This window comes from Paraburkholderia sp. J67, assembly GCF_905220265.1.
Classification (GTDB): Bacteria; Pseudomonadota; Gammaproteobacteria; order Burkholderiales; family Burkholderiaceae; genus Paraburkholderia.
Genome location: NZ_CAJMZK010000002.1, coordinates 156,326 through 177,426 on the forward strand (window position 1 = coordinate 156,326; position 21,101 = coordinate 177,426).

Sequence of the window (21,101 nt, forward strand, 5' to 3'; positions counted from 1 at the left end):
GATTGCGCACCAGCGCGCCCGCTTTCATCAAAGGAGAGTTGAGCATGAGTCAGACGATCGAAACGGCCACCCTGGGCGGCGGATGTTTCTGGTGTCTCGAAGCGGTCTATCTGCGTGTGGAAGGCGTGGAAGCGGTGGAATCGGGTTACGCGGGCGGCCAGACGGTCAATCCGTCTTACGAGCAGGTCTGCGATGGCGAAACGGGCCACGCCGAGGTCGTGAAGGTCGATTTCGATCCGGCGAAGATCAGCTATCGCGAGATCCTCGACATTTTCTTCGCGATCCACGATCCGACCCAGCTGAACCGCCAGGGCAACGACGTCGGCACGCAGTATCGCTCGGTGATCTTCACGCACTCGCCGGCGCAACATGACGTCGCTGAGCAGGCGATCCGCGAACTCGCGGCCGAAGGCGTCTACGACGGCAAGATCGTCACGCAGGTGCTGCCGCTCGACGGCAACTACTTCCCCGCCGAGGCGTATCACCAGAACTACTTCGCCCAGCATCCGAACCAGGGCTATTGCTCGTTCGTGGTGGCGCCGAAGGTGGCGAAATTCCGCCAGAAGTTCGCACATCGGCTCAAGGCCGATTGAGTCGATTGAGCCGATTGAGCGGCAAAGTCGATAGCCGCTAGTCGGTTCGGCTGATCGCAAACGGCGGGCGTGGTTCGACACATCGAACCACGCCCGCTTTTCTTTGCGGCGTGGGTCAGGCCGCTTCCGAGCGCAGGCGCGACACTTCCTCGGCAATCGCCTGCGCGAGCTTCTGGCAGGTGAGCGGCGCCGATCCTTCCGCCTTGTTGTTGGTCGTAATGAGCACGGGCTGGCCCGCGATCGCATAGCGGGCGGCGAGTTCGGCGAGTGCGTCGCGCGTGTGCGGGTCTTCGTCGACGAGTTTGTCGAACGGCTCGTAGCGCGCCTTGGCCTGCTCGTACTTGAAGCCGCTATGCAGGCTCCAGCGCACGATCAGCGGCCCGGCGGGCGCCTCGCCGTCCATCAGCGCGAGCGCCGCCGCCTGACGCAGCGGGTCGGGCATGCGCGCGTGCAGCCCGACGCAATAGCGCACGCCCGCCGCGCGCAGCGCGCGCACGAAACGCGGCGTGAGCAGGATGCCGTCGCGGATCTCGACCGCGTAGCAGGTCGCGTCGCCGGGCGCGGCATTTTGCGGTGGCGCGGGCAGGGGCGGCAACGCGGCGAGGAAGGCCGAAAGCCGCTCGACGAACACCGTCGGGTCGGCCAGCAGTTGATCCGGCAGCGGCGGAAACTGGAACACGAGCGCGCCTGCTTTCGCGCCGAGGCCCGCGAGGCACGGCTCGACGAAATCACGCGCGGCCAGTTCGGGGTTCAGGAAGCACGGGTTGGCCGAGACCGGCTCGCCGCGATCGCCGCGCACGCTGGCATCGGTGATGAGCGCGGGCGCTTTCACGATGAAGCGGAAGTGGTCCGGCACCTGCTGCGCGTAACGCAGATAGTCGGTCACGGTAAGCGGCGCGTAGAACGAGCGGTCGATGCTCACCGAGCGCAGCAGTGGATGCGCGCCATAGGCCGTGAGGCCGTCGCGGGCGAGCTTGGAATTGCTGTAATCCTCGCCGTAGACGATGCCGCGCCAGCCCGGAAACGACCACGATGAGGTGCCGAGGCGCACGCTCGCAGGCAGATCGGCGGCGAGGTCGAGCACGTCTTGTGTGGGTTCGGCGGGCAGCACGCCACGCGCGCGGCGTTTCGGGGCGGGGGAGTCGGTTGCCTTGGGCGGTTTCGCCAGCTCGCTTTGCGCGGTGGTGTCGTCAGACGCGGCACGCTTTGGACGCTCGGGGGAAGGCTGCGGCGGCACGAAGCCGAACAGATCGGTCTGCGCTTGGGCTTCAGCGGCGCGCTCGGCGGATGAAGTGCGGCGCCCCGCAGTGCGGGGCGCGCCGCGTCTGGCTGGCGGCGCCGATGCGCTTGAGTCGTTGTCCAGTGCCCCGAATAGTCCGTCGTCGCGTTCGTTCATGCAGGTGTCGTGGTGGCGGGCGAGGGCGGTCGGAAGAATCACGAAGCCGCCCGCCTCACTCGCCAGAGGCGCGTCAGAGCGGCTTCTCGTACATGTAACGGCGCGACCACGGCAGCGTCGACGCATTACGCCCGGCCTTGCGGCAGACGATCTGGTAGATCGAGACGTCGTCGTGCTCGAAGGCGTAGGCGCAGCCCGCCAGATAAACGCGCCAGATGCGGAACTTCTCGTCATCGACGAGCTTTTTCGCTTCCTCGGCGCGGGCCTCGAAGTTATCGGCCCAGAGGTCGAGCGTGTGCGCATAGTGACGGCGCAGGCTCTCCACGTCAACCGCTTCCAGCCCGCCACGCTGCGCCGCTTCCAGCGCGAGGCTGATGTGCGGCAGCTCGCCGTCGGGGAACACGTAGCGGTCGATGAACTCGCCGCCGCCCAGCGCGGTTTCGCCCGAATCGGCGTCCGACGACGTGATGCCGTGGTTCATGGCGATGCCGTCATCGGCGAGCAGTTCGCTGACTTTCTTGAAGTAGCCGGGCAGATTCTTGCGCCCGACATGCTCGAACATGCCCACGCTCGTGATGCGGTCGAACTGGCCCTGGACGTCGCGATAATCCTGCAGGCGGATCTCGATGCGGTCTTCCAGCCCCGCGGCCTTCACGCGTTGCGTGGCGAGATCGAACTGGTTCTGCGAGAGCGTCACGCCCACGCAACGCGCGCCGAACTTCTGCGCCGCGCGCAGCACGAGCGCCCCCCAGCCGCAGCCGATATCGAGCAGCGTCTGGCCTTCCTGGAGCTGGATCTTGGTGAGGATGTGGTCGATCTTCTTGATCTGGGCGGTTGCGAGATCCTCGTCGCCGTTCTCGAAGTACGCACACGAATAGACCATGTTCTCGTCGAGCCACAGCTTGTAGAACTCGTTCGAGACGTCGTAGTGATACTGGATGGCTTTGCGGTCGGTGTTTTTCGAGTGCGTGAAGTAGCGGCGCACGCGGGCGAGCTTGCTGGCGCTCGTGACGGTGCTGCGCGCGAGCGAGTAGCCGATGTTGATGATGTCGGCGACCTTGCCCTCGATGTCGATCTTGCCCTTCACGTAGGCCTCGCCGAGATTGTCGAGGCTCGGTTCGAGCAGGAGCGGCAGCGCCGAGGCGCTATTGACCTTGAGCGTGACCTGCGGCGCGGCGAAGTGGCCGAAGTCGTACTGCTGGCCGCTCCAGAGCACGAGCCGCGCGGGCAGGTTGGCTTTGTTGCGCACGTCTTCGACCCACTGTGCGAGTTTCTTCTCCCAGAACATGCGTTTCTCTCCGTGTCGATTGAACGGCTCCCGCCGAAAGACAAAGCGAATTGCGATGCGTGCTACGAGGCAAAACTGACTGGCGCGGCGCCGCCGTGCCGGGAAAGGCGGGCGGCGCGCATGAATCGGGTGATGCGGGTAAGGCAGGTACGGCTGACTGGCTGAGGATAAAGCCTGAAACGCAGCGGCGCGCGTTAGCCTGCACGCGCCGCTGCCGCGCCGTTCAGGGCGCGAGCCGTTCGATGCGCCACGCGGAGCCCGCCTGTGCGCTGTCGCGCGTGTAGCGGATGCGGTCGTGCAGTCGCGACGGACGGCCTTGCCAGAATTCGATGGCGCTCGGCACGAGACGGTAGCCGCCCCAATGCGGCGGCCGCGGCGGCGCCTCGCCATACTGTGCGCTGATTTCGCGCTCGCGTGCTTCGAGCTGCGCGCGGCTCTCGATCACCGCGCTTTGCTCCGACGCCCACGCGCCGATGCGCGAGCCGAGCGGGCGCGATTGAAAGTAGGCATCGCTTTCCGCATCGCTGGTCTTCTCGACGCGACCTTCGATACGCACCTGGCGCTCCAGTTCGATCCAGTGAAACAGCAGCGCGGCGTGCGGATTGGCCGTCAGTTCGTGACCTTTGCGGCTGTCGTAGTTGGTGAAGAACACGAAGCCGCGCTCGTCCACACCCTTGATCAGCAGGATGCGCGCAGCCGGACGGCCTTCGGCATCGACGGTGGCGACGGTCATGGCGTTGGGCTCGGGCAGCTGCGCGTCGAGCGCCTGCGCGAGCCAGGTCTGGAACTGGCGGATCGGATCGGCGTCGACATCGGCGGCGTCGAGCGAGCCGAGCGAGTAGTTCTTGCGGAGATCGGCGAGGGAAGTCATTTTTTATGCAGACGCTTCAATGCGGACAAGTATAACCAGAATGCGGGGCCGGATACTGCGAGCGGCCCGGCGCGCGACCAGAGGCGAAAAGAGGCCAGCCGGGTCGGGTCGAGCTCGATTGGGCGCGATCAGGCAAAATACGGGTCTTGCCTGGGCCGTGACAGTACGCGATCGGTCCGCTTTCGATTCGCTACCGCCATGTCCAGTACACCGCTTTCCGCTTCGACCGCTTCGTTCCCACCCGCGGCCGATTCCGCCGATCTTACCGCGCCCGGCGCGGCCGATGTTGCCGACCGGGCCCGCCGCTTCGGCGGTGTGGCGCGACTTTACGGCGCACCCGCGCTCGACGCGTTCGAGCGCGCGCATGTGGCCGTGATCGGCATCGGCGGAGTGGGGTCGTGGGTCGCCGAGGCGCTCGCGCGCAGCGCGATCGGCACGCTCACGCTGATCGACCTCGACAACGTCGCCGAGAGCAACACCAATCGGCAGATCCACGCGCTCGACGGCAACTACGGCAAGCCCAAGGTCGAAGCGATGGCCGAGCGCATCAAGCTCATCGACCCGGCCTGCGACGTGCGGCTCGTGGAGGACTTCGTCGAGCCGTCGAACTTCGACGCGCTGCTGGGCGGCGGCTTCGACTACGTGGTGGACGCGATCGACAGCGTGCGCACCAAGACTGCGCTGATCGCGTGGTGCGTCGAGCATCGCGTGCCGCTCATCACCGTGGGCGGCGCGGGCGGCCAGCTCGACCCCACGCGCATTCGTATCGACGACCTCGCGCTCACGATCCAGGACCCGCTGCTCTCCAAGGTGCGCGGGCAACTGCGCAAGCACCATGGTTTTCCGCGCGGCCCGAAGGCGCGCTTCAAGGTGAGCGCGGTGTATTCGGACGAACCGCTGATCTATCCGGAAGCCGCCGTGTGCGACGTCGATAGCGAAGCCGAACACGTCACGACCTCGCCCGGCCATCACGGGCCGGTGGGCCTGAATTGCGCGGGCTTTGGCTCCAGCGTGTGTGTGACCGCGAGTTTTGGTTTTGCCGCGGCTGCGTATGTGCTGCGGACGTTGGCGCATCAGGCTAATACGCGCTGAGGCGGGTGCGGCGCGCGTATCGATACTAACGATCGCGCGCCGTGCGCGAGGTTTGATCGGAATGCGCGTCATTCCTCCCCGTTCACGGGGAGGAATGATAGCGCGGACGCTGAAAGCGTCCTTCTACGGCTTCGGCGGCTTGGCGCGGTCTATCAGCGCTCTGAGCCAGTCTCGTCCGTACAGGTCGATCTTTTCCCATTGAGCGGGCGTCAGGCGAATCGAGCGCAACACAAGGCGCTCACCCTCTGGCTTTGGCGGGCGACCGCCAGGGTGTTTCGGTTTCTTGTCCATGCCAGGATCGTATACCCACTAATTGAGGCACAAAAACTGTTTGTGATGAGTATGGTTTGTGAGGCACAATATCTCAATTATGGAACGCCTTCAAGCCTTCAAGTTCGAACTCATGCCGACCGGCGAGCAGGCGCGCAAGATGAGCCAGTTCGCGGGCGCGTGCCGTTTCGTCTATAACAAGGCGCTGGCGTTCCAGAAAGAGAATCACGCTGCCGGTGAGAAGTTTGTCAGCTACGTTGGCATGGCGAAGCGCCTGACAGAGTGGCGCAATGACGCCGATACTCCGTGGCTGAAGGATGGCCCGGTGCATACACAGCAGCACGCACTAAAGCATCTCGACGCTGCATTCAAAAACTTCTTCGCCATGCGTGCGGACTTCCCTCGATTCAAGCGCAAGGGTTTGGGTGACAGGTTCCGGTTCCCCGACAAAAATCAGATCACGGTCGACTCCGGAAACGGGCGCATCAAAGTCCCGAAGCTGGGATGGCTGCGCTACCGTAAGAGCCGCGACGTGCTGGGCGAAGTCCGTTCGACTACCGTGTCACTGCGCGCAGGCAAGTGGTACGTGTCGATTCTCACGCGCCGAGAGGTCGAGCAACCCGTACCGCATGGTCCTGCCGTTGGCATCGACGTGGGCGTAGCCCGGTTCGCAACCATGAGTGACGGCAGTTTCATCGCGCCGCTCGCGTCGTTCCGCAAGCACGAACAGCGACTCGCGAAGTATCAGCGCCGGATGGCCCGCAAGGTCAAAGGCAGCAGCAACTGGAAGAAAGCGAAGTCCTGCATTCAGCGCATCCATGCGCGTATCGCGGACGCTCGCGCTGATTTTCTCCACAAGGCATCGAACGCAATCAGCAAAAGCCACGCAATGATCGCGGTCGAAGACCTGAAAATCAGCAACATGTCGAAGTCGGCGAAAGGCACGGCAAGCGTACCTGGGCGCAATGTCCACGCGAAGTCCGGACTTAATAAGGCGATTCTCGACCAGGGTTGGGGCGAATTCCGTCGCCAACTCGAATACAAGACGGCATGGCGCGGCGGCTTTTTCGTCGCCGTTGATCCACGCAACACGAGCCGTACTTGCCCATGTTGCGGCAATGTATCGAGGGACAATCGCAAGACGCAAGCGCTGTTCAGGTGCGTCGAATGCGGACACGAGGCGAACGCCGATCATGTCGGCGCGCTCAATGTTTTAGCGGCAGGACATGCCGTGATTGCTTGTGGAGGGATGGCGCAGTCGGGCCGCCCGGCGAAGCAGGAACCTGCCGAAGGTGCGCGAGCACCCGTAGGAATTCCCGTCAATTAGGGCGGGGAGGATGTCAACTCGTAGAGCGTTTGATGCCTGGCGCTTCTGCGCGAAAAGCGGAATGCGTTAGCGGTCGATGTAGTATCAGATACCGCGCTGAACCCATATTGACGACATGATGTCGAATCTTGTTCAGAGCTTTCCGCAGAACTACGGTGTGCTGATCATGGCCGCCATCACCTTTTGCATCGTGCAGGCGCTCTCGCATGTGTTCCGGCGGTATGTGGCAACGCACGCAGTTCAAGGGACGCCCAGCCGCTGCTAATCACGCGGTGCAATCGGCCGCTTATGCCGGCAGTCTGAGGCACAGCCGCAAGACCCGCCTCGGCTAGACCCGATCGCTGGCACCTTCCGGTACGTCCAGAAAAAAAGCCCGCGAAAATCGCGGGCTTTTTAGCAACTCAGCCAGGTTCAGTTCAACACCGCACTCAGCTTGCGCCGCCATTCGCTCACCAGTGGCGGCTGATGCGCGGCCAGATCGAACACCGACAGCATGGTCTTACGGCCGATATCGTCGCGGAACGTGCGGTCGCGCTTCACGATTTCCAGCAGGTGTTCAAGCGCCCCCGCGTACTTGCGCCGCGCGATCAGCGCGCTCGCCAGATCGAAGCGCGCTTCGAGATCGTCGGGATGGGCGGCGACCTGGGCTTCCAGCGCGTCGGTCGGCGGCAGGTCGGCGGCGGCGTCCAGCGCATCCAGACGCGTCTTGAGCGCATTGAAGCGCGCGTCGATACCCTGCGTGGTCTTGGGCGAGAGCAGCTCGACTTCCTTTTGCGCCTCGTCGGCGCGGTTGTCGGCGAGCAGTAGCTCGATCAGGTCCATACGCGCGTCGTCGAAACCGGGGTCGTAAGCGAGCGCGGCTTGCAGAGCTTCGTAGGCGTCCTCGCGGCGACCTTCGGCGAGCGCTTCCTGGGCGGCCTGGCGCGCGGCCTGAGCCGAATCAGGAATCAGGCGGTCGAGAAACTCGCGCAGTTGGCTCTCGGGCAGCACGCCGATGAACTGGTCCACGGCCTGGCGATCCGCGAAGGCGACGACGTGCGGAATGCTGCGCACCTGGAAGTGTGCGGCCAGCTCTTGATTCTCATCAACGTTCACTTTCACGAGCTTCCATTTGCCCGCGTATTCGGCTTCGAGCTTTTCGAGCATCGGGCCGAGCGTCTTGCACGGGCCGCACCACGGCGCCCAGAAGTCGACCAGCACGGGCGCGAGCGCCGACGCCTCGATCACGTCCTTTTCAAATGTGGCCAGAGTGGTATCCATTGCGTCCTCTTTGGGGAAATTCCGTGTTGCGAGAAGTTGGGGGCGAAGCGCCGGGCTTCAATGCTGGCTCGGCGCGCGACTCAGTGCGCTGGCTTTTTCTCGGGCAACGGAATCCATTCCGTCTCGCCCGGGACGTGCCCCATTTCCTGGCGCGTCCACGCGCCCTTTGCGGCTTCGATCTTCTCGCGGGAGCTGGCCACGAAGTTCCATTCGATGAAGCGCTCGCCTTCGAGCTTTTCGCCGCCGAGCAGCATCACACGGGCGCCGTTCGTGCTCGAAAGCGTGACGGTTTCGCTGGGCACCAGCACGGCCATCGTGTGCTGTTCGAGCGGCGTGCCGTCGATCGCGAGGTCGCCCTCGACGAGATAGACGCCGCGTTCCTCATGCTCCGAGTCGAGCGCAAAGGCACTGCCGGGCGCGAAATCGGCGGCCACATAGAGCGTGCCGGAGAAGGTCTTGACGGGCGCCGTCGCACCGAACGCCGTGCCCGCGATCACGCACAGCGAGACGCCGTTGCGCTCGACCTTCGGCAGCGTGGCGGCTTCGTGGTGGAAGAACGAGGGATCGGTGTCCTCGTGTTCGAGCGGCAGCGCGATCCAGGTCTGGATGCCGTGCATCGTCAGGCCGGTGGCGCGGTTTTCGTCAGGCGTGCGCTCGGAATGGACGATGCCGCGTCCTGCCGTCATCCAGTTGACGTCGCCGGGCAGGATCTTTTGCTCCGAGCCGAGCGAGTCGCGATGCATCAGCGCGCCGTCGAACAGATAGGTCACGGTCGCAAGGCCGATATGCGGATGCGGGCGCACGTCCACGCCCGCGCCGGGCGCAAGCGTGGCCGGGCCCATGTGATCGAAGAAGATGAACGGGCCGACGAGGCGCGCGGCCATCGCCGGCAGCACGCGGCGCACGTAGAGATTGCCGATATCGCGCTGATGAGGCTTGAGGACCGCTTTGATCGATGAGGACATGGACGCTTCCTTGATGAACCGGACGGTACGAAAGTGGGGCGCTGGCGCGCGGACAGGCGCTCATTCTAACGCTCGCTCTGTCAGATTGCGGCTAAGCGCAGATGAGGGCAGATAAGCGCCGGCAAGGGTCGCGCCCGGCGCGGCAGCGGCGCAACCGCTAAACTTACAGATTCGACAGAACAATAACCGGAGCCGGAATGTCGCCGAAGGACCTGTTGCTCGCGCTGGTCGTGGTGCTCGCGTGGGGTGTGAATTTCGTCGTGATCAAGGTGGGCCTGCACGGCGTGCCGCCGTTGCTGCTCGGCGCGCTGCGTTTCACGCTGGCGGCGTTTCCCGCCGTGCTGTTCGTCAAGCGCCCCAAGCTGCCGTGGCGCTGGCTGCTCGCTTACAGCGCGACCATTTCGTTCGGCCAGTTCGCGTTTCTTTTCACGGCCATGTACGTGGGCATGCCCGCGGGTCTCGCCTCGGTCGTGCTGCAGGCGCAGGCGTTTTTCACGCTGGTGTTCGCGGCGGTGTTCCTTGGCGAGCGTTTTCGCGCGCAGAACGTGATCGGCCTCCTGATCGCGGCGGGCGGTCTCGCGCTGATCGGCCTGCAATCGACGGGCGTGGGTGGGGCGAGCGCGCAGGTCATGACCATCGCGGGTTTCGTGCTCACGCTCTGCGCGGCCTGCATGTGGGCGCTCGGCAATATCGTCACGAAGAAAGTGGGCAAGATCGATCTGGTCGGCCTCGTGGTGTGGGCGAGCGTGATTCCGCCTCTGCCGTTCTTCGCGCTCTCGTACGTGATTGAAGGGCCGCAGCGCATCGAAACCGCGCTCACGGGCATTGGCATGCCGTCGATCGGCGCCATCGTCTATCTCGCGTTCATCGCGACGATTCTCGGCTACAGCCTCTGGAGCCGCCTGCTTTCGAAGTATCCGGCTAGCCAGGTGGCGCCGTTTTCGCTGCTCGTGCCGATCGTCGGTCTGGCCTCGGCGGCGCTGCTGCTCGGCGAGCGTCTCACTGCCGCGCAGGTGGGCGGCGCCGCGCTCGTGATGGCGGGCCTTGTCGTGAACGTGTTCGGCGGCTGGGTGACGCAACGGCTCGCGGCGGCGCGCACTTAACGCTGACGCCTGTCACGCATGCCACCATGAAAAACGCCGCGCATCCGTGAGGATGCGCGGCGTTTTTTTGCGTAGGCGACTGGCGCGCGCTTACGTCATACGGTTCTTCGCCAGCGGCGGATTGGCCGCGAAATAGCGCTTGATGCCCTTGAGGATGGCGTTGGCCATCTTGTCGCGATAGGCGTCGTCGTTGAGCTTCGACTCTTCCTCGGGATTGCTGATGAAAGCGGTCTCCACGAGGATCGACGGAATGTCGGGCGCCTTGAGCACCGCGAAGCCCGCCTGTTCGACCGAGCCCTTATGCAGCTTGTTGATCTCGCCGACTTCGTTGAGCACGAAGCCGCCATAGCGCAGCGAATCGCGAATCTGTGCCGTGGTGGACATGTCGAAGAGCGCGCGGTTCACGGCGGCGTCGGCGGTCTGCACGCTGATGCCGCCGATCTGGTCCGACGAATTTTCCTTGTTCGCCATCCAGCGCGCGGCCGCGCTCGATGCGCCGTGTTCCGACAAAGCGAACACCGACGAGCCGCGCGCGGCGGGCGTCGTGAAGGCGTCGGCGTGAATCGACACGAACAGGTCCGCGCCCACGCGGCGCGCCTTCTGCACGCGCACGTTGAGCGGCACGAAGAAGTCGGCGTCGCGCGTCATCATCGCGCGCATGTTGGGCTGCGCGTCGATCTTCGCGCGCAGCTTCTTGGCGATGTCGAGCGCAACGTGCTTCTCATACGTGCCGCCGCTGCCGATCGCGCCCGGGTCCTCGCCGCCATGGCCCGGGTCGATCGCCACGGTCAAGAGACGCGTGGTGCCGCCCTTGCCCGACTTCGGCGCGGTGAAGCCGTAGTTGTCGTCGTCCTTGCCGCCATCGTCGTCGTTGTTCTGGGCGACGACAGGCGGCTTGGGCGCAGGCTTCGGTCGCGCGATGACGGGCGGCACTGGCGGCACCGACGGCGTGGGCCTCAAAGCAGGCGAGGGCGCGCCGTCGTTCTGCGCGTAGCGATTGAAAAAGGCTTCGCTGTTGTCGTGCGCCGGCGGCGTGTTGGGGCCGGCGAGCGTGGAGGGCGTCGGCGGCGCGCTGTCACGCATGGCCTGATGCGCGTCGAGCTGTTGCTGCTTGCGCTCGGTCTGCGCGAGCAGGTCCATGAGCGGATCGGGCGCGACGGCGGGGTAGAGGTCGAACACGAGCCGGTACTTGTACGAGCCGACCGGCTGCAGCGTAAACACCTGCGGTTTGACCGTCCCCTTGAGGTCGAACACCATGCGCACGACATGTGGCTGATATTGACCGACGCGCACGGCCTGAATCTGCGGATCGTTCGGCGTGATCTTGGAGACGAGGTTCTTCAGCGCGTCGTCGAGGTCGATCCCGCTCAGATCGACGACGAGGCGATCGGGGTTTTGCAGCAGCGTCTGCGTGGTCGTGAGCGGCTGATCGGATTCGATGGTGACGCGCGTGTAATCGCGCGCCGGCCAGACCCGCACGCCCATCACCGAACTCGCCCACGCGAGGCGCGGCGCCGCCGCGGCGAGACCGAGCACCAGCGAGGACGCGCCCGCCTTCAGGATCTGCCGGCGCCGCCAGTTGTGCGTGGCGGTGGCGGCCGACTCGATCGAGCGGAACGGTTTGATTAACATCTTTCTAGACATGCCTTTCCTGATGCGCTGTAGGCGTACGCGGTGAGCACGCGGCCTTCGCCATGCTCACCGGGTTCGATCTGGAACACGAGGTCCGGCACGCCGAGCAGGCCGCCCGCGCGTTGCGGCCATTCGACGAGACAGACCGCCCCTTGCGCGAAATATTCGCGAAAGCCGGCGTCGGCCCATTCGGCCGGGTCGCTGAAACGATACAGATCGAAGTGATAAAGCTGGAGTTCCCCATCCGCATCGCCCGTGCCTGTCGGGTTCGGCGTCGGGCGCGCGACCGTGTAAGGCTCGACGAGCGTATAGGTGGGGCTGCGCACACGGCCCGTGTGGCCGAGCGCGCGCAGCGCGGCGCGCACGAGCGAGGTCTTGCCCGCGCCCAGGTCGCCGAGCAACTGCACATGCAGGCCGGCGAACGCAGGCGCGCTGGCGTCTTGCGTGCGCAGCGCGTCGAGCGCGTGCGCAAAGCGTGCGCCGAACGCATCGGTGGCGGCCTCGTCCGCGAGCTCGAAGCGGCGTTCGAGCAGAACGGGAGCAGCGGGCAAGCTCGCGTGATCGTGGCCGGGCGAATCGAGTGGATCGGACGTGTCGGGCATTCTCGTAAAATGGCGTGATGAAACCCTTGCTTTCCCCCTCGAACGAGGCGCGCACGTCGAACGCGGCGATCGTATCGAATCCATCGAACGTGGCGAACGAAGCGCCAGACATGGCGTCGCACGCTGGTGCGGCCACGCAGGAGCCGGTTGCTGCGCTCGACGAAGCGGCGCTGGCCGCGCTCGCGACGCGCATCCGCGCATGGGGGCGGGAGCTGGGGTTCGGTGCGATCGGTATCAGCGACACCGACCTGTCCCATGCCGAGGCGGGACTCGCCGCATGGCTCGAAGCGGGCTGCCACGGCGAGATGGATTATATGGCCAAACATGGGATGAAACGCGCGCGGCCCGCCGAGCTTGTGGCCGGTACGCGACGTGTGATTACCGCCCGCATGGCCTATCTGCCGGCCGCCACGCTCGCAGGCGAGGCGAGCGCGAATGCACCGGGAAAGCACGCCGAAAGTGCTTCGCAAGACTGGCGTCGCCGCGAGCACGCGCGCCTCGCCGACCCTTACGCGGGCGTCGTGTCGATCTATGCGCGCGGACGCGACTATCACAAGGTCATGCGCGCGCGCCTGCAGCAGCTTGCCGAGCGCATCGAAGCGGAAATCGGCGCCTTCGGTTTTCGCGTCTTCACCGACTCCGCGCCCGTGCTCGAAGTGGAACTCGCGCAGAAGGCCGGCATCGGCTGGCGCGGCAAGCATACGCTGCTGTTGCAGCGCGATGCGGGCTCGCTCTTTTTCCTCGGCGAAATCTACGTCGATATCCCGCTGCCGACCGATGCGGACGATCCCGCCTCAGCTAATCCAGTCGCGCCCGAGACGCCCGGCGCACATTGCGGCAGTTGCACGCGCTGCATCGACGCCTGCCCGACGGGCGCGATCACCGGGCCGTATCGCGTCGATGCGCGGCGCTGCATTTCGTATCTGACGATCGAGCTCAAAGGCAGCATTCCGCTGGAAATGCGCGAACCGATCGGCAATCGCGTTTATGGCTGCGACGACTGCCAACTGGTGTGTCCGTGGAACAAGTTTGCGCAGGCTGCGCCTGTGGCCGATTTCGACGTGCGTCATGGGCTCGATCGCGCTAGTCTGGTCGACCTGTTCGGCTGGAGCGCGGCGCAGTTCGACGAGCGTATGCAGGGCAGCGCGATCCGGCGCATCGGTTACGAGAGCTGGTCGCGCAATATCGCCGTGGCGATGGGCAATGCGCTGCGCGCAACGGGCGCCGACGATGGCTCCGGCCAGCGCGAAGCCATCGTGGCGGCGCTGCGCGCGCGTGCGCTCGACGAGTCGGCGATCGTGCGGGAACATGTGCAATGGGCGCTGGAAGCGGCCTGATTCCAGCACTGCTGGCCGCAAGGCAAGGCAGCAATTCAAGGAGAGCGGCGATGATGGGCGAGTCGGCATCGTATTCACTGTGGGACGACGCGGAAGACGCAGCGATGCGCGAAGCCGCGCATCTGCCTGCCAAACCGCCCGAGCGCGCGCTGAGCCGGCAAGCGGTGCGCAAGATCGCGCCGCGCGTGTTCAATGCGGTGATCGATGCGCCGTTCGGCAAGGTCGGCATCGTCACGGCTGAGGACGGCGTGCGCGATATCGTCTATCTGCCGGGCTCGACGCCGGGCTTCGCGCCCAATTCTGAACTGGCCGAGCGTGCCGCCGCGCAGATCGAGCGCTATCTGGGCGATGCGGCCGCGCCGTTCGACCTGCCGCTCGCGCCGATCGGCACGGACTTTCAGCGCCGCGTGTGGGACGGCATCTGTGCGATCGGGGTGGGCGGCGTGCTCACCTACGGCGAACTGGCGAAGCGCATCGGCAGCATCAACGCGCGCGCGGTGGGGCAGGCGTGCGGCTCGAATTACTTTCCGATCGTGGTTCCGTGCCATCGCGTCGTTTCGGCGAGCGGCATCGGCGGCTTCGCGCATCATGGCGGCGACGGCTTTTTCCGCGACGTGAAGCGCTGGCTGCTCGCGCACGAAGGCGTCACGATCCGATGAGCACGCGGGCACGCAAGCAGCGGCGCAAGACTTGAACGACATGAACGATCAGCACGAGATGCACGAAGAAAACGCGGAAGACGAGGCGATGGACGACGCATTCGCGGACGAACACGACGACGGTTTCGATACCGGGGCCGACCAGGAAGCCGATGATGCCGCGCTCACGCCTGCCGCCACTCAGGCGCTGGCCGCGAGCCAGCTCGCCATCGACACGTTCTGCGACGCCATGTGGCTCGAACACGGTCTGTCGCGCAATACGCTGGATGCCTATCGGCGCGATCTGCGCCTGTTCGCCGAATGGCTTGCGCGTGCGCGTGAACACGGCCTCGACGTGGTCAGCGAGAAGGACCTGAACGACTACAGCGCACGTCGCAAGGACGATAAATCGACCTCGGCGAACCGCCGTCTTTCGGTGTTCCGTCGCTACTACGGCTGGGCGTTGCGTGAGCAACGCGTGAGCGCCGACCCGACCGTGCGCATCCGTTCGGCCAAACAGGCGCCGCGCTTTCCCACGACGCTCACCGAAGCACAGGTCGAGGCGCTGCTCGGCGCGCCCGACGTGACTACGCCACTCGGTCTGCGCGACCGCACGATGCTCGAATTGATGTACGCGAGCGGCCTGCGCGTGACCGAACTCGTCACGCTCAAGACGGTCGAGGTGGGGCTGAACGAGGGCGTCGTGCGCGTGCTCGGCAAGGGCTCGAAGGAGCGCCTGATTCCGTTCGGCGAAGAAGCGTCGGCGTGGATCACGCGCTATCTGAGCGAGTCGCGGCCCGCGCTGCTTGGCCCGCGCGCGAGCGACGCGTTGTTCGTCACCGCACGCGCCGAAGGCATGACGCGCCAGCAGTTCTGGCACCTCATCAAGCGTCACGCGTTGCAGGCAGGCGTGCATGCGCCGCTCTCGCCGCACACGCTGCGTCACGCGTTCGCCACGCACCTGCTCAATCACGGCGCGGACCTGCGCGTGGTGCAATTGCTGCTCGGCCACAGCGACATTTCGACGACGCAGATCTACACGCACGTCGCGCGCGAACGCCTGCGTCTGCTGCACGCGCAGCATCATCCGCGCGGTTGATCGACGTTGCCGATGCACGCGGCGGGCATGGCCGCGCGCGTTGCGCATTAAAATGCGCGCCATGAGCAAATCGAAACACGTCTCCGAAACGCCCGCCACGCAGATGCTGCGCCGCGCGGGCGTCGCGTTCGGCGAGCATCCCTACGAGTATGTCGAGCACGGCGGCACGGAAGAGTCCGCGCGTCAGCTTGGCGTGGACGAGCACCGCGTCGTCAAGACGCTCGTGATGGAGGATGAGCACGCCAAACCGCTGATCGTCCTAATGCATGGCGACCGCAAGGTGTCCACCAAGAACCTTGCGCGGCAGATCGGCGCCAAGCGCGTCGAGCCTTGCAAGCCCGAGGTCGCGAATCGTCATTCGGGTTATCTGGTGGGCGGCACCTCGCCGTTCGGCACGAAGAAGACCATGCCGGTCTATGTCGAATCGACCATCCTCGAACTCGAGCAGATCTGGCTCAATGGCGGCAAGCGCGGCTATCTGGTGAGTCTCGCGCCCGCGGTGCTCACCACGCTGCTGAACGCGAAGCCGGTGCAGTGCGCGAGTGTCGACTGAGCCTGGGTGGCGCGCCGGGTTCGGTCCCTGCTTTCCCTGATTTCCCTGGTTTTGCCCGCAATAGCCGGGATTGTGGACGAAAGGGCGTGCGCGCTTCGGTAGAATGGGCGCGCCTTCGCGCACGCAAGCGCTGACACCACGCCCTTGCGCCGCGCGCTTCGTTCCTCTTCCTTCGGGTTTCGTGCATGTACAACCTGTTAGTCGCCGTCGCTGCCTATCTGATCGGCTCGGTTTCGTTTGCCGTGATCGTGAGCGCCGTCATGGGCCTCGACGATCCTCGCTCCTACGGCTCCGGCAATCCGGGCGCGACCAACGTGCTGCGCAGCGGCAACAAGAAAGCCGCGATCCTCACGCTGATCGGCGACGCCTTCAAGGGCTGGCTCGCCGTCTGGCTGGCCGCGTACTTCGGGCCGCGCTTCGGTCTGGGCGAAACCGCCGTGGCGCTGGCGGCCATCGCCGTGTTTCTCGGTCACCTGTACCCCATTTTCTTCCGCTTCCAGGGCGGCAAGGGTGTAGCGACCGCCGCGGGCGTGTTGCTCGCCGTGAACCCGGTGCTCGGTGGCTTGACGCTGCTGACCTGGCTGATCGTCGCGTTCTTCACGCGCTACTCGTCGCTGGCGGCACTTGCCGCTGCCGTGTTCGCGCCGCTGTTCGACGTGTTCATGTTCGGCCCCCACGTCATGGCGCTGGCGATCCTCGCGCTGAGCGTGCTGCTGTTCTGGCGCCATCGCGGCAATATCTCGAAGCTGATGAACGGCACCGAAAGCCGTATCGGCGACAAGAAGAAGGCCGCTGCGGCAAGCAAATAAGCGAGGCCCTCAGCGCCTTGGTGCGCGTTGGTCTGCTGGACTGAATCCCCTTCGCGGCCCGCCATTCGTGCGGGCCGTTTTTCATTCTCTTTCGATTGGCTTGCGAATTCATGCGCAGCGTACTTGTACGCTCGATCGTCGCGTTCATACCCCGATAAACCCTACTCAAGTCGCCCGTGCAGGACGCCGTAAACGAGACTGTCGTCCCCCACGTCAAAAGTCAGTTTTACGGTACAGCAGTCCGATTCAAACACTTCCACACGGCGTTTCCCCACCATGTTCTCCACCATCCGCGCACGTATCGTCGCGCTATGCGTCGTCATCGTCGTCGTGGCGCTTGCGGCCAATACCGCGCTCGACTATTTCGTTGCGAACTCGCACAACAAGGATTCGATCGACGCCACGCTCGTCGCGGTCGAGAACAGTCATGCCGAAGGCATCGGCGACTGGGTCACGAACCATGCGCAGATGGTCGAATCGCTCCAGGACGCCGTGCTGCAACCCGATCCCGTGCCGATGCTCAAGCAGGTCGCAGCGGCGGGCGGCTTCACCAACGTCTACGTGGGCTACGCCGACAAGACCGCGAAATTCTCGGACGCGACCGGCATCCCGCCCGACTACGATCCGACTGGCCGCCCCTGGTACAAGCAGGCCGTCGCGGCGGGCAAGGGCGTGGTGACGCCGCCTTACGTCGACGTGGGCACCGGCAAGCTGGTGGTGGCGTTCGCCACGCCCGTGGTCCGCGATGGCCAGGTCAAGGGCGTGATTTCCGGCGATGTGGCGATGGACAGCGTGATCGCCAACGTGCGCTCGATCCATCCGACGCCGGCGAGCTTCGGCATGCTGGTGGATAGCGCGGGCGGGATCGTCGCGCACGACGACGCCAAGCTCACGCTCAAGCCCGTTACCGACGTCGCGCCGGATCTGGCGGGCGACAAGCTCGCGACGCTGTTCGCGGCGGCCCGGCCGCTGCACATCGACGTGAACGGCGAAGCCTATCTGATGCGCGCGCAGGCGATCCCCGGCACCGACTGGCGCGTGATCGTCGCTTATGACCGCGCCGATGCGCTGGCGGGCATGCGCTCGCTGCTGACGGTGTCGCTGATCTCGCTGGTGGTGATCGCGGTGATCGCGGCGCTGGTGGTGGGCGCGGTCACGGCGGTGTCGTTCAAGCGCCTCTCGAGCGTGCGCGACGCGATGGACGCGATCAGCGCAGGCGAAGGCGATCTCACGCAGCGCCTGCCGGTCACGGGCAACGACGAAGTCGCGCAGATCGCGCGCTCGTTCAACGCCTTCATGGACAAGCTGCGCGACGTGATGCGCCATATCCGCGACGCGAGCCAGTCGGTGCGCACCGCGAGCGACGAAATTGCCGCGGGCAACGTCGACCTCTCGGGCCGCACCGAATCGGCGGCGGCGAGCCTCGAAGAAACGGCCGCCTCGATGGAGGAAATCACGGCGACGGTCGCGCAGTCGGCCAACGCGGCGCAGCAGGCGGACGTGACGGCCAACTCGGCCTCGACGGTGGCCTCGCGCGGCGGAGCGGTGATCAACGACGTGGTCGACACGATGGGCGCGATCGAACAGGCGTCGGTGAAGATCGCCGACATCATCGGCGTGATCGACGGCATCGCGTTCCAGACCAACATCCTCGCGCTCAACGCGGCGGTGGAAGCGGCGCGCGCGGGCGAGCAGGGCCGCGGCTTCGCGGTGGTGGCGGGCGAGGTGCGCAGCCTCGCGCAGCGCAGCGCGCAGGCGGCGCGCGAGATCAAGGCGCTGATCGAATCGACGGTGGCGAGCGTGAACTCGGGCTCGCAACTCGTGCGCCGCGCTGGCGAAACGATGGACGAGATCGTGGCGAATGTCTCGAACGTGACGACCATCATTTCCGAAGTCACGAACGCGACCGGCGAACAGACGCGTGGGATTCAGGAGGTGAACCGCGCGGTGAGCCAACTCGACGAAATGGTTCAGCAGAACGCGGCGCTGGTCGAGCAATCGACAGCGGCGGCGGCGGCGCTGCGCAGCCAGGCAGCGAATCTCGCCGATGCGGTGGGGCAGTTCAAGCTCGATTGAGGGCGTGATCGAGGGCGGCTTTCAACCCGAAAGAACGGCGCTGCGGCGCCGTTTTTTTTCGTCTGCTGTCGGCGTTCGCCTACATCGTCTGGCTGAGGTTTCAACGCAGGTGTGCGTGCTTATGCTGTGTTTCGATCGCGTTCGTCATCGGCCTTGTTCCAGCGCAAGGAAATGCGGCTGAAGCGGCCCGGTGCGACGCCCCAGAAACCCAACGTTAGGTTATTGTCGACGCCATGCCCACACTGTTTCGCGTACTCGGCGCCCGAGTGATCATTTATCCGGCTGATCATCGCCCCGCGCATGTTCATGTCGTGACTTCGCAAGGCGCGTGTGTGTTTAACCTCAATTGCCCGGGCGGGCCGCCGGTATTGCGTGATCGCTCTGAACTCGCGCACCACGTGGTGACGCGCTTCATGAGGGCGCTAGGGCCCGAAGTCAGCCGCCTGTGCCTGGATTGGCAAAGTATCGAAGCAAGGAGATCGCAGACATGGTCCACCTCACCCGCGAGGAATACGACGCCGCCGGAAGGGCGGGCGCGGAAATTCCGGTCGTCGTCGCCGCGCGCTATAACCGCACGCGCGGCAAGCTCGAAATCTCGTTTGCGCACGGTGTAGACATTGCGGTGCCGGTCACGCTCATCCAGGACTTCCACTTGATGGAGAAGTGGCCTACGGCCGCGCAATTGTCGAAGATCGAGATCTGGGGCGCGGGCCATTCGCTCTACTTTCCGCGTCTCGACGAATTGGTCTGGGCGCCGGGGCTGCTCAAGGGCGTGTACGGGACCCGGCTCTGGATGGGCGACCTCGCGCGTGGCATGGGATCGGCGAAGTCGCCGGCCAAGGCCGCTGCGTCCCGGGCGAACGGACGTAAAGGCGGCCGGCCGCGTAAAGTGATCGCGGCAGCGCTCGCGCAAACGGATGACGCGACAGCGAACGAGCCTGGCGGTATGGGAATCGTCAAATCTGCCGTCGAAGCCGCATGATGAAGGGTCGCCGCGGCGCTTGAACCGTGATCCTGGTCACGATATTTTTACAGCGGGCGGTTTGGTCAGTTCGAGCGTGCGTGAAAGCACTCGTCAATCTGAGGCGCTAGTTCGAAGCGCAAGGAGACAGCCATGACTAGTCACACAGCGGCCCACGCAGGCGAGGCAACTGATTCAGGCGAGTCGGTATTCGTCTACGTGACCTACATCCGCACGACGCCGGACGAACTCTGGACGGCGCTCACGAACCGCGCGTTCACCGAACGCTACTGGTACGGCATGCATCAGGAAAGCGAGTGGCGCGCGGGCGCGTCGTGGTCGCTGCATTTTGCCGATGGCCGGGTGGCCGACGCGGGCGAGATTGTGGAGGCGGACAAGCCGCATCGGCTCGTGATCCGCTGGCGCAACATCTTTCGCCCAGAGTTGACCGAAGAGGGCGATTCGCAGTGCACGCTGGAAATCGAGGCGGACGAGCAGGCCGCGAAGCTCACGGTCACGCATCGGATGGGGCGCCCGGGCTCGAAGTTCATCGAGGCCGTGTCGGCCGGTTGGCCGCGCATCCTGTCGAATCTGAAGACCCTGCTGGAGACGGGCGAGGTGTTGATGCCGCTCGTCGCGACGGGCGCGTAGGCCCGGTCGCAACGAACGTGTAGTCGCGAACGCTCAGTCGCGGAAGTTGTTGAAGTCGAGCGGCGTGTCGGTCACGTCCTTGCGCAGCATGGCGATCACGCTTTGCAGATCGTCGCGCTTGGTGCCCGTCACGCGCACGGCGTCGCCCTGAATGCTCGCCTGGACCTTGATCTTGCTGTCCTTCACGAGCCGCACGATCTTCTTGGCGAGGTCGCCCGAGACGCCCTTCTTCACGGTGATGAGCTGCTTGACCTTGTCGCCGCCGATCTTCTCGACCTTGCCGTAGTCGAGGAAGCGCACATCCACATTGCGCTTGGCCATTTTCGAGATCAAGACGTCCTTGACCTGGTCGAGCTTGAAATCGTCGTCGGCGAACGCGGTCAACTCGCGTTCCTTTTGCTCGACGCGCGCATCCGAACCCTTGAAGTCGAAGCGCGTGGAGATCTCCTTGTTGGATTGCTCGATCGCGTTCTTCACTTCGATCATGTTGGCTTCGCTGACGACGTCAAACGATGGCATTGCTTTCTCCCAAAGGTGCGAATGACGCAAGAAGTCACAGCTGCGGCGTCGAACCGCTG

22 protein-coding genes are annotated in these 21,101 nt (G+C 65.0%); 13 read left to right on the plus strand and 9 right to left on the minus strand.

What is annotated here, in order from left to right:
- The first annotated feature begins 44 nt into the window (after positions 1-44).
- On the plus strand, positions 45-593 hold the full coding sequence (gene msrA, locus U5782_RS04700) for a peptide-methionine (S)-S-oxide reductase MsrA (protein WP_322042666.1): 549 nt from the start codon (positions 45-47) through the stop codon (positions 591-593).
- 115 nt (positions 594-708) lie between these two features.
- On the opposite strand, the gene U5782_RS04705 is transcribed toward msrA, so the two are convergent.
- The 3 genes from U5782_RS04705 to pdxH all read right to left on the minus strand — a co-directional run bounded on the left by U5782_RS04705 (position 709) and on the right by pdxH (position 4,148).
- On the minus strand, positions 709-1,989 hold the full coding sequence (locus tag U5782_RS04705; RefSeq protein ID WP_322042667.1) for a DUF72 domain-containing protein: 1,281 nt from the start codon (positions 1,987-1,989) through the stop codon (positions 709-711).
- A 73-nt stretch (positions 1,990-2,062) separates the two neighbouring features.
- The gene (locus U5782_RS04710) at positions 2,063-3,277 is read right to left on the minus strand and encodes a cyclopropane-fatty-acyl-phospholipid synthase family protein (RefSeq protein ID WP_322042668.1); all 1,215 of its coding nucleotides are present in this window, start codon (positions 3,275-3,277) and stop codon (positions 2,063-2,065) included.
- Positions 3,278-3,500: 223 nt separating this feature from the next.
- Positions 3,501-4,148, minus strand: a complete 648-nt coding sequence (gene pdxH / locus U5782_RS04715; RefSeq protein ID WP_322042669.1) for a pyridoxamine 5'-phosphate oxidase — start codon at positions 4,146-4,148, stop codon at positions 3,501-3,503.
- Between the two features lie 198 nt (positions 4,149-4,346).
- Between pdxH and tcdA the strand changes: the two genes are divergently transcribed.
- Entirely contained in the window at positions 4,347-5,240 is an 894-nt protein-coding gene (gene tcdA, locus U5782_RS04720; RefSeq protein WP_322042670.1) for a tRNA cyclic N6-threonylcarbamoyladenosine(37) synthase TcdA, read from the plus strand.
- A gap of 123 nt (positions 5,241-5,363) precedes the next feature.
- On the opposite strand, the gene U5782_RS04725 is transcribed toward tcdA, so the two are convergent.
- Positions 5,364-5,531 carry a hypothetical protein gene (locus U5782_RS04725; protein WP_322042671.1) on the minus strand — a complete coding sequence of 56 codons (168 nt, stop codon included), beginning with the start codon at positions 5,529-5,531 and terminating at the stop codon, positions 5,364-5,366.
- Between the two features lie 79 nt (positions 5,532-5,610).
- Between U5782_RS04725 and U5782_RS04730 the strand changes: the two genes are divergently transcribed.
- Positions 5,611-6,837 (plus strand): transposase, encoded by a 1,227-nt coding sequence (locus tag U5782_RS04730; protein WP_322042672.1) that lies wholly within the window; start codon positions 5,611-5,613, stop codon positions 6,835-6,837.
- A gap of 115 nt (positions 6,838-6,952) precedes the next feature.
- Positions 6,953-7,102: a hypothetical protein gene (locus U5782_RS04735; RefSeq protein WP_322042673.1), complete on the plus strand. Its 150-nt coding sequence runs from the start codon at positions 6,953-6,955 to the stop codon at positions 7,100-7,102.
- Positions 7,103-7,248: 146 nt separating this feature from the next.
- Here U5782_RS04735 and trxA read toward each other — a convergent pair whose 3' ends face one another.
- Both trxA and U5782_RS04745 read right to left on the minus strand, forming a co-directional pair.
- Positions 7,249-8,097, minus strand: coding sequence for a thioredoxin (trxA, locus tag U5782_RS04740; protein WP_322042674.1), 849 nt, complete (start codon positions 8,095-8,097; stop codon positions 7,249-7,251).
- Between the two features lie 80 nt (positions 8,098-8,177).
- Positions 8,178-9,062 carry a pirin family protein gene (locus U5782_RS04745; RefSeq protein ID WP_322042675.1) on the minus strand — a complete coding sequence of 295 codons (885 nt, stop codon included), beginning with the start codon at positions 9,060-9,062 and terminating at the stop codon, positions 8,178-8,180.
- Between the two features lie 197 nt (positions 9,063-9,259).
- Here U5782_RS04745 and U5782_RS04750 point away from each other — a divergent pair, with 197 nt between their 5' ends.
- Complete coding sequence (locus tag U5782_RS04750) at positions 9,260-10,165, plus strand: EamA family transporter (protein WP_322042676.1); 906 nt, start codon at positions 9,260-9,262, stop codon at positions 10,163-10,165.
- Positions 10,166-10,255: 90 nt separating this feature from the next.
- Here the strand turns inward: U5782_RS04750 and U5782_RS04755 are convergent, their stop codons facing one another.
- Both U5782_RS04755 and tsaE read right to left on the minus strand, forming a co-directional pair.
- Entirely contained in the window at positions 10,256-11,809 is a 1,554-nt protein-coding gene (locus tag U5782_RS04755; protein ID WP_322042677.1) for an N-acetylmuramoyl-L-alanine amidase, read from the minus strand.
- Positions 11,791-12,399 (minus strand): tRNA (adenosine(37)-N6)-threonylcarbamoyltransferase complex ATPase subunit type 1 TsaE, encoded by a 609-nt coding sequence (gene tsaE, locus U5782_RS04760; RefSeq protein WP_322042678.1) that lies wholly within the window; start codon positions 12,397-12,399, stop codon positions 11,791-11,793. Before tsaE ends, U5782_RS04755 begins: the two co-directional genes overlap by 19 nt.
- 110 nt (positions 12,400-12,509) lie before the next feature.
- On the opposite strand from tsaE, the gene queG reads away from it, so the two are divergent.
- From queG to U5782_RS04800, 8 genes are all read left to right on the plus strand, one after another.
- Positions 12,510-13,736 carry a tRNA epoxyqueuosine(34) reductase QueG gene (queG, locus tag U5782_RS04765; RefSeq protein WP_322043069.1) on the plus strand — a complete coding sequence of 409 codons (1,227 nt, stop codon included), beginning with the start codon at positions 12,510-12,512 and terminating at the stop codon, positions 13,734-13,736.
- A 185-nt stretch (positions 13,737-13,921) separates the two neighbouring features.
- Positions 13,922-14,395, plus strand: coding sequence for a methylated-DNA--[protein]-cysteine S-methyltransferase (locus tag U5782_RS04770; RefSeq protein ID WP_322043070.1), 474 nt, complete (start codon positions 13,922-13,924; stop codon positions 14,393-14,395).
- Positions 14,396-14,483: 88 nt separating this feature from the next.
- On the plus strand, positions 14,484-15,473 hold the full coding sequence (gene xerD, locus U5782_RS04775; protein WP_415914259.1) for a site-specific tyrosine recombinase XerD: 990 nt from the start codon (positions 14,484-14,486) through the stop codon (positions 15,471-15,473).
- Positions 15,474-15,534: 61 nt separating this feature from the next.
- The gene (gene ybaK, locus U5782_RS04780) at positions 15,535-16,026 is read left to right on the plus strand and encodes a Cys-tRNA(Pro) deacylase (protein WP_322042680.1); all 492 of its coding nucleotides are present in this window, start codon (positions 15,535-15,537) and stop codon (positions 16,024-16,026) included.
- A gap of 185 nt (positions 16,027-16,211) precedes the next feature.
- Positions 16,212-16,835 carry a glycerol-3-phosphate 1-O-acyltransferase PlsY gene (plsY, locus tag U5782_RS04785; RefSeq protein WP_322042681.1) on the plus strand — a complete coding sequence of 208 codons (624 nt, stop codon included), beginning with the start codon at positions 16,212-16,214 and terminating at the stop codon, positions 16,833-16,835.
- A 276-nt stretch (positions 16,836-17,111) separates the two neighbouring features.
- Positions 17,112-18,911, plus strand: a complete 1,800-nt coding sequence (locus U5782_RS04790) for a methyl-accepting chemotaxis protein (protein ID WP_322042682.1) — start codon at positions 17,112-17,114, stop codon at positions 18,909-18,911.
- 487 nt (positions 18,912-19,398) lie between these two features.
- A complete protein-coding gene (locus U5782_RS04795; protein WP_322042683.1) occupies positions 19,399-19,893 on the plus strand; it encodes a DUF2442 domain-containing protein in 495 nt (164 codons plus the stop codon).
- 132 nt (positions 19,894-20,025) lie between these two features.
- Positions 20,026-20,523, plus strand: a complete 498-nt coding sequence (locus U5782_RS04800) for an SRPBCC family protein (protein ID WP_322042684.1) — start codon at positions 20,026-20,028, stop codon at positions 20,521-20,523.
- Between the two features lie 33 nt (positions 20,524-20,556).
- Here U5782_RS04800 and U5782_RS04805 read toward each other — a convergent pair whose 3' ends face one another.
- On the minus strand, positions 20,557-21,042 hold the full coding sequence (locus tag U5782_RS04805; protein WP_322042685.1) for a YajQ family cyclic di-GMP-binding protein: 486 nt from the start codon (positions 21,040-21,042) through the stop codon (positions 20,557-20,559).
- Positions 21,043-21,101 lie beyond the last annotated feature (59 nt).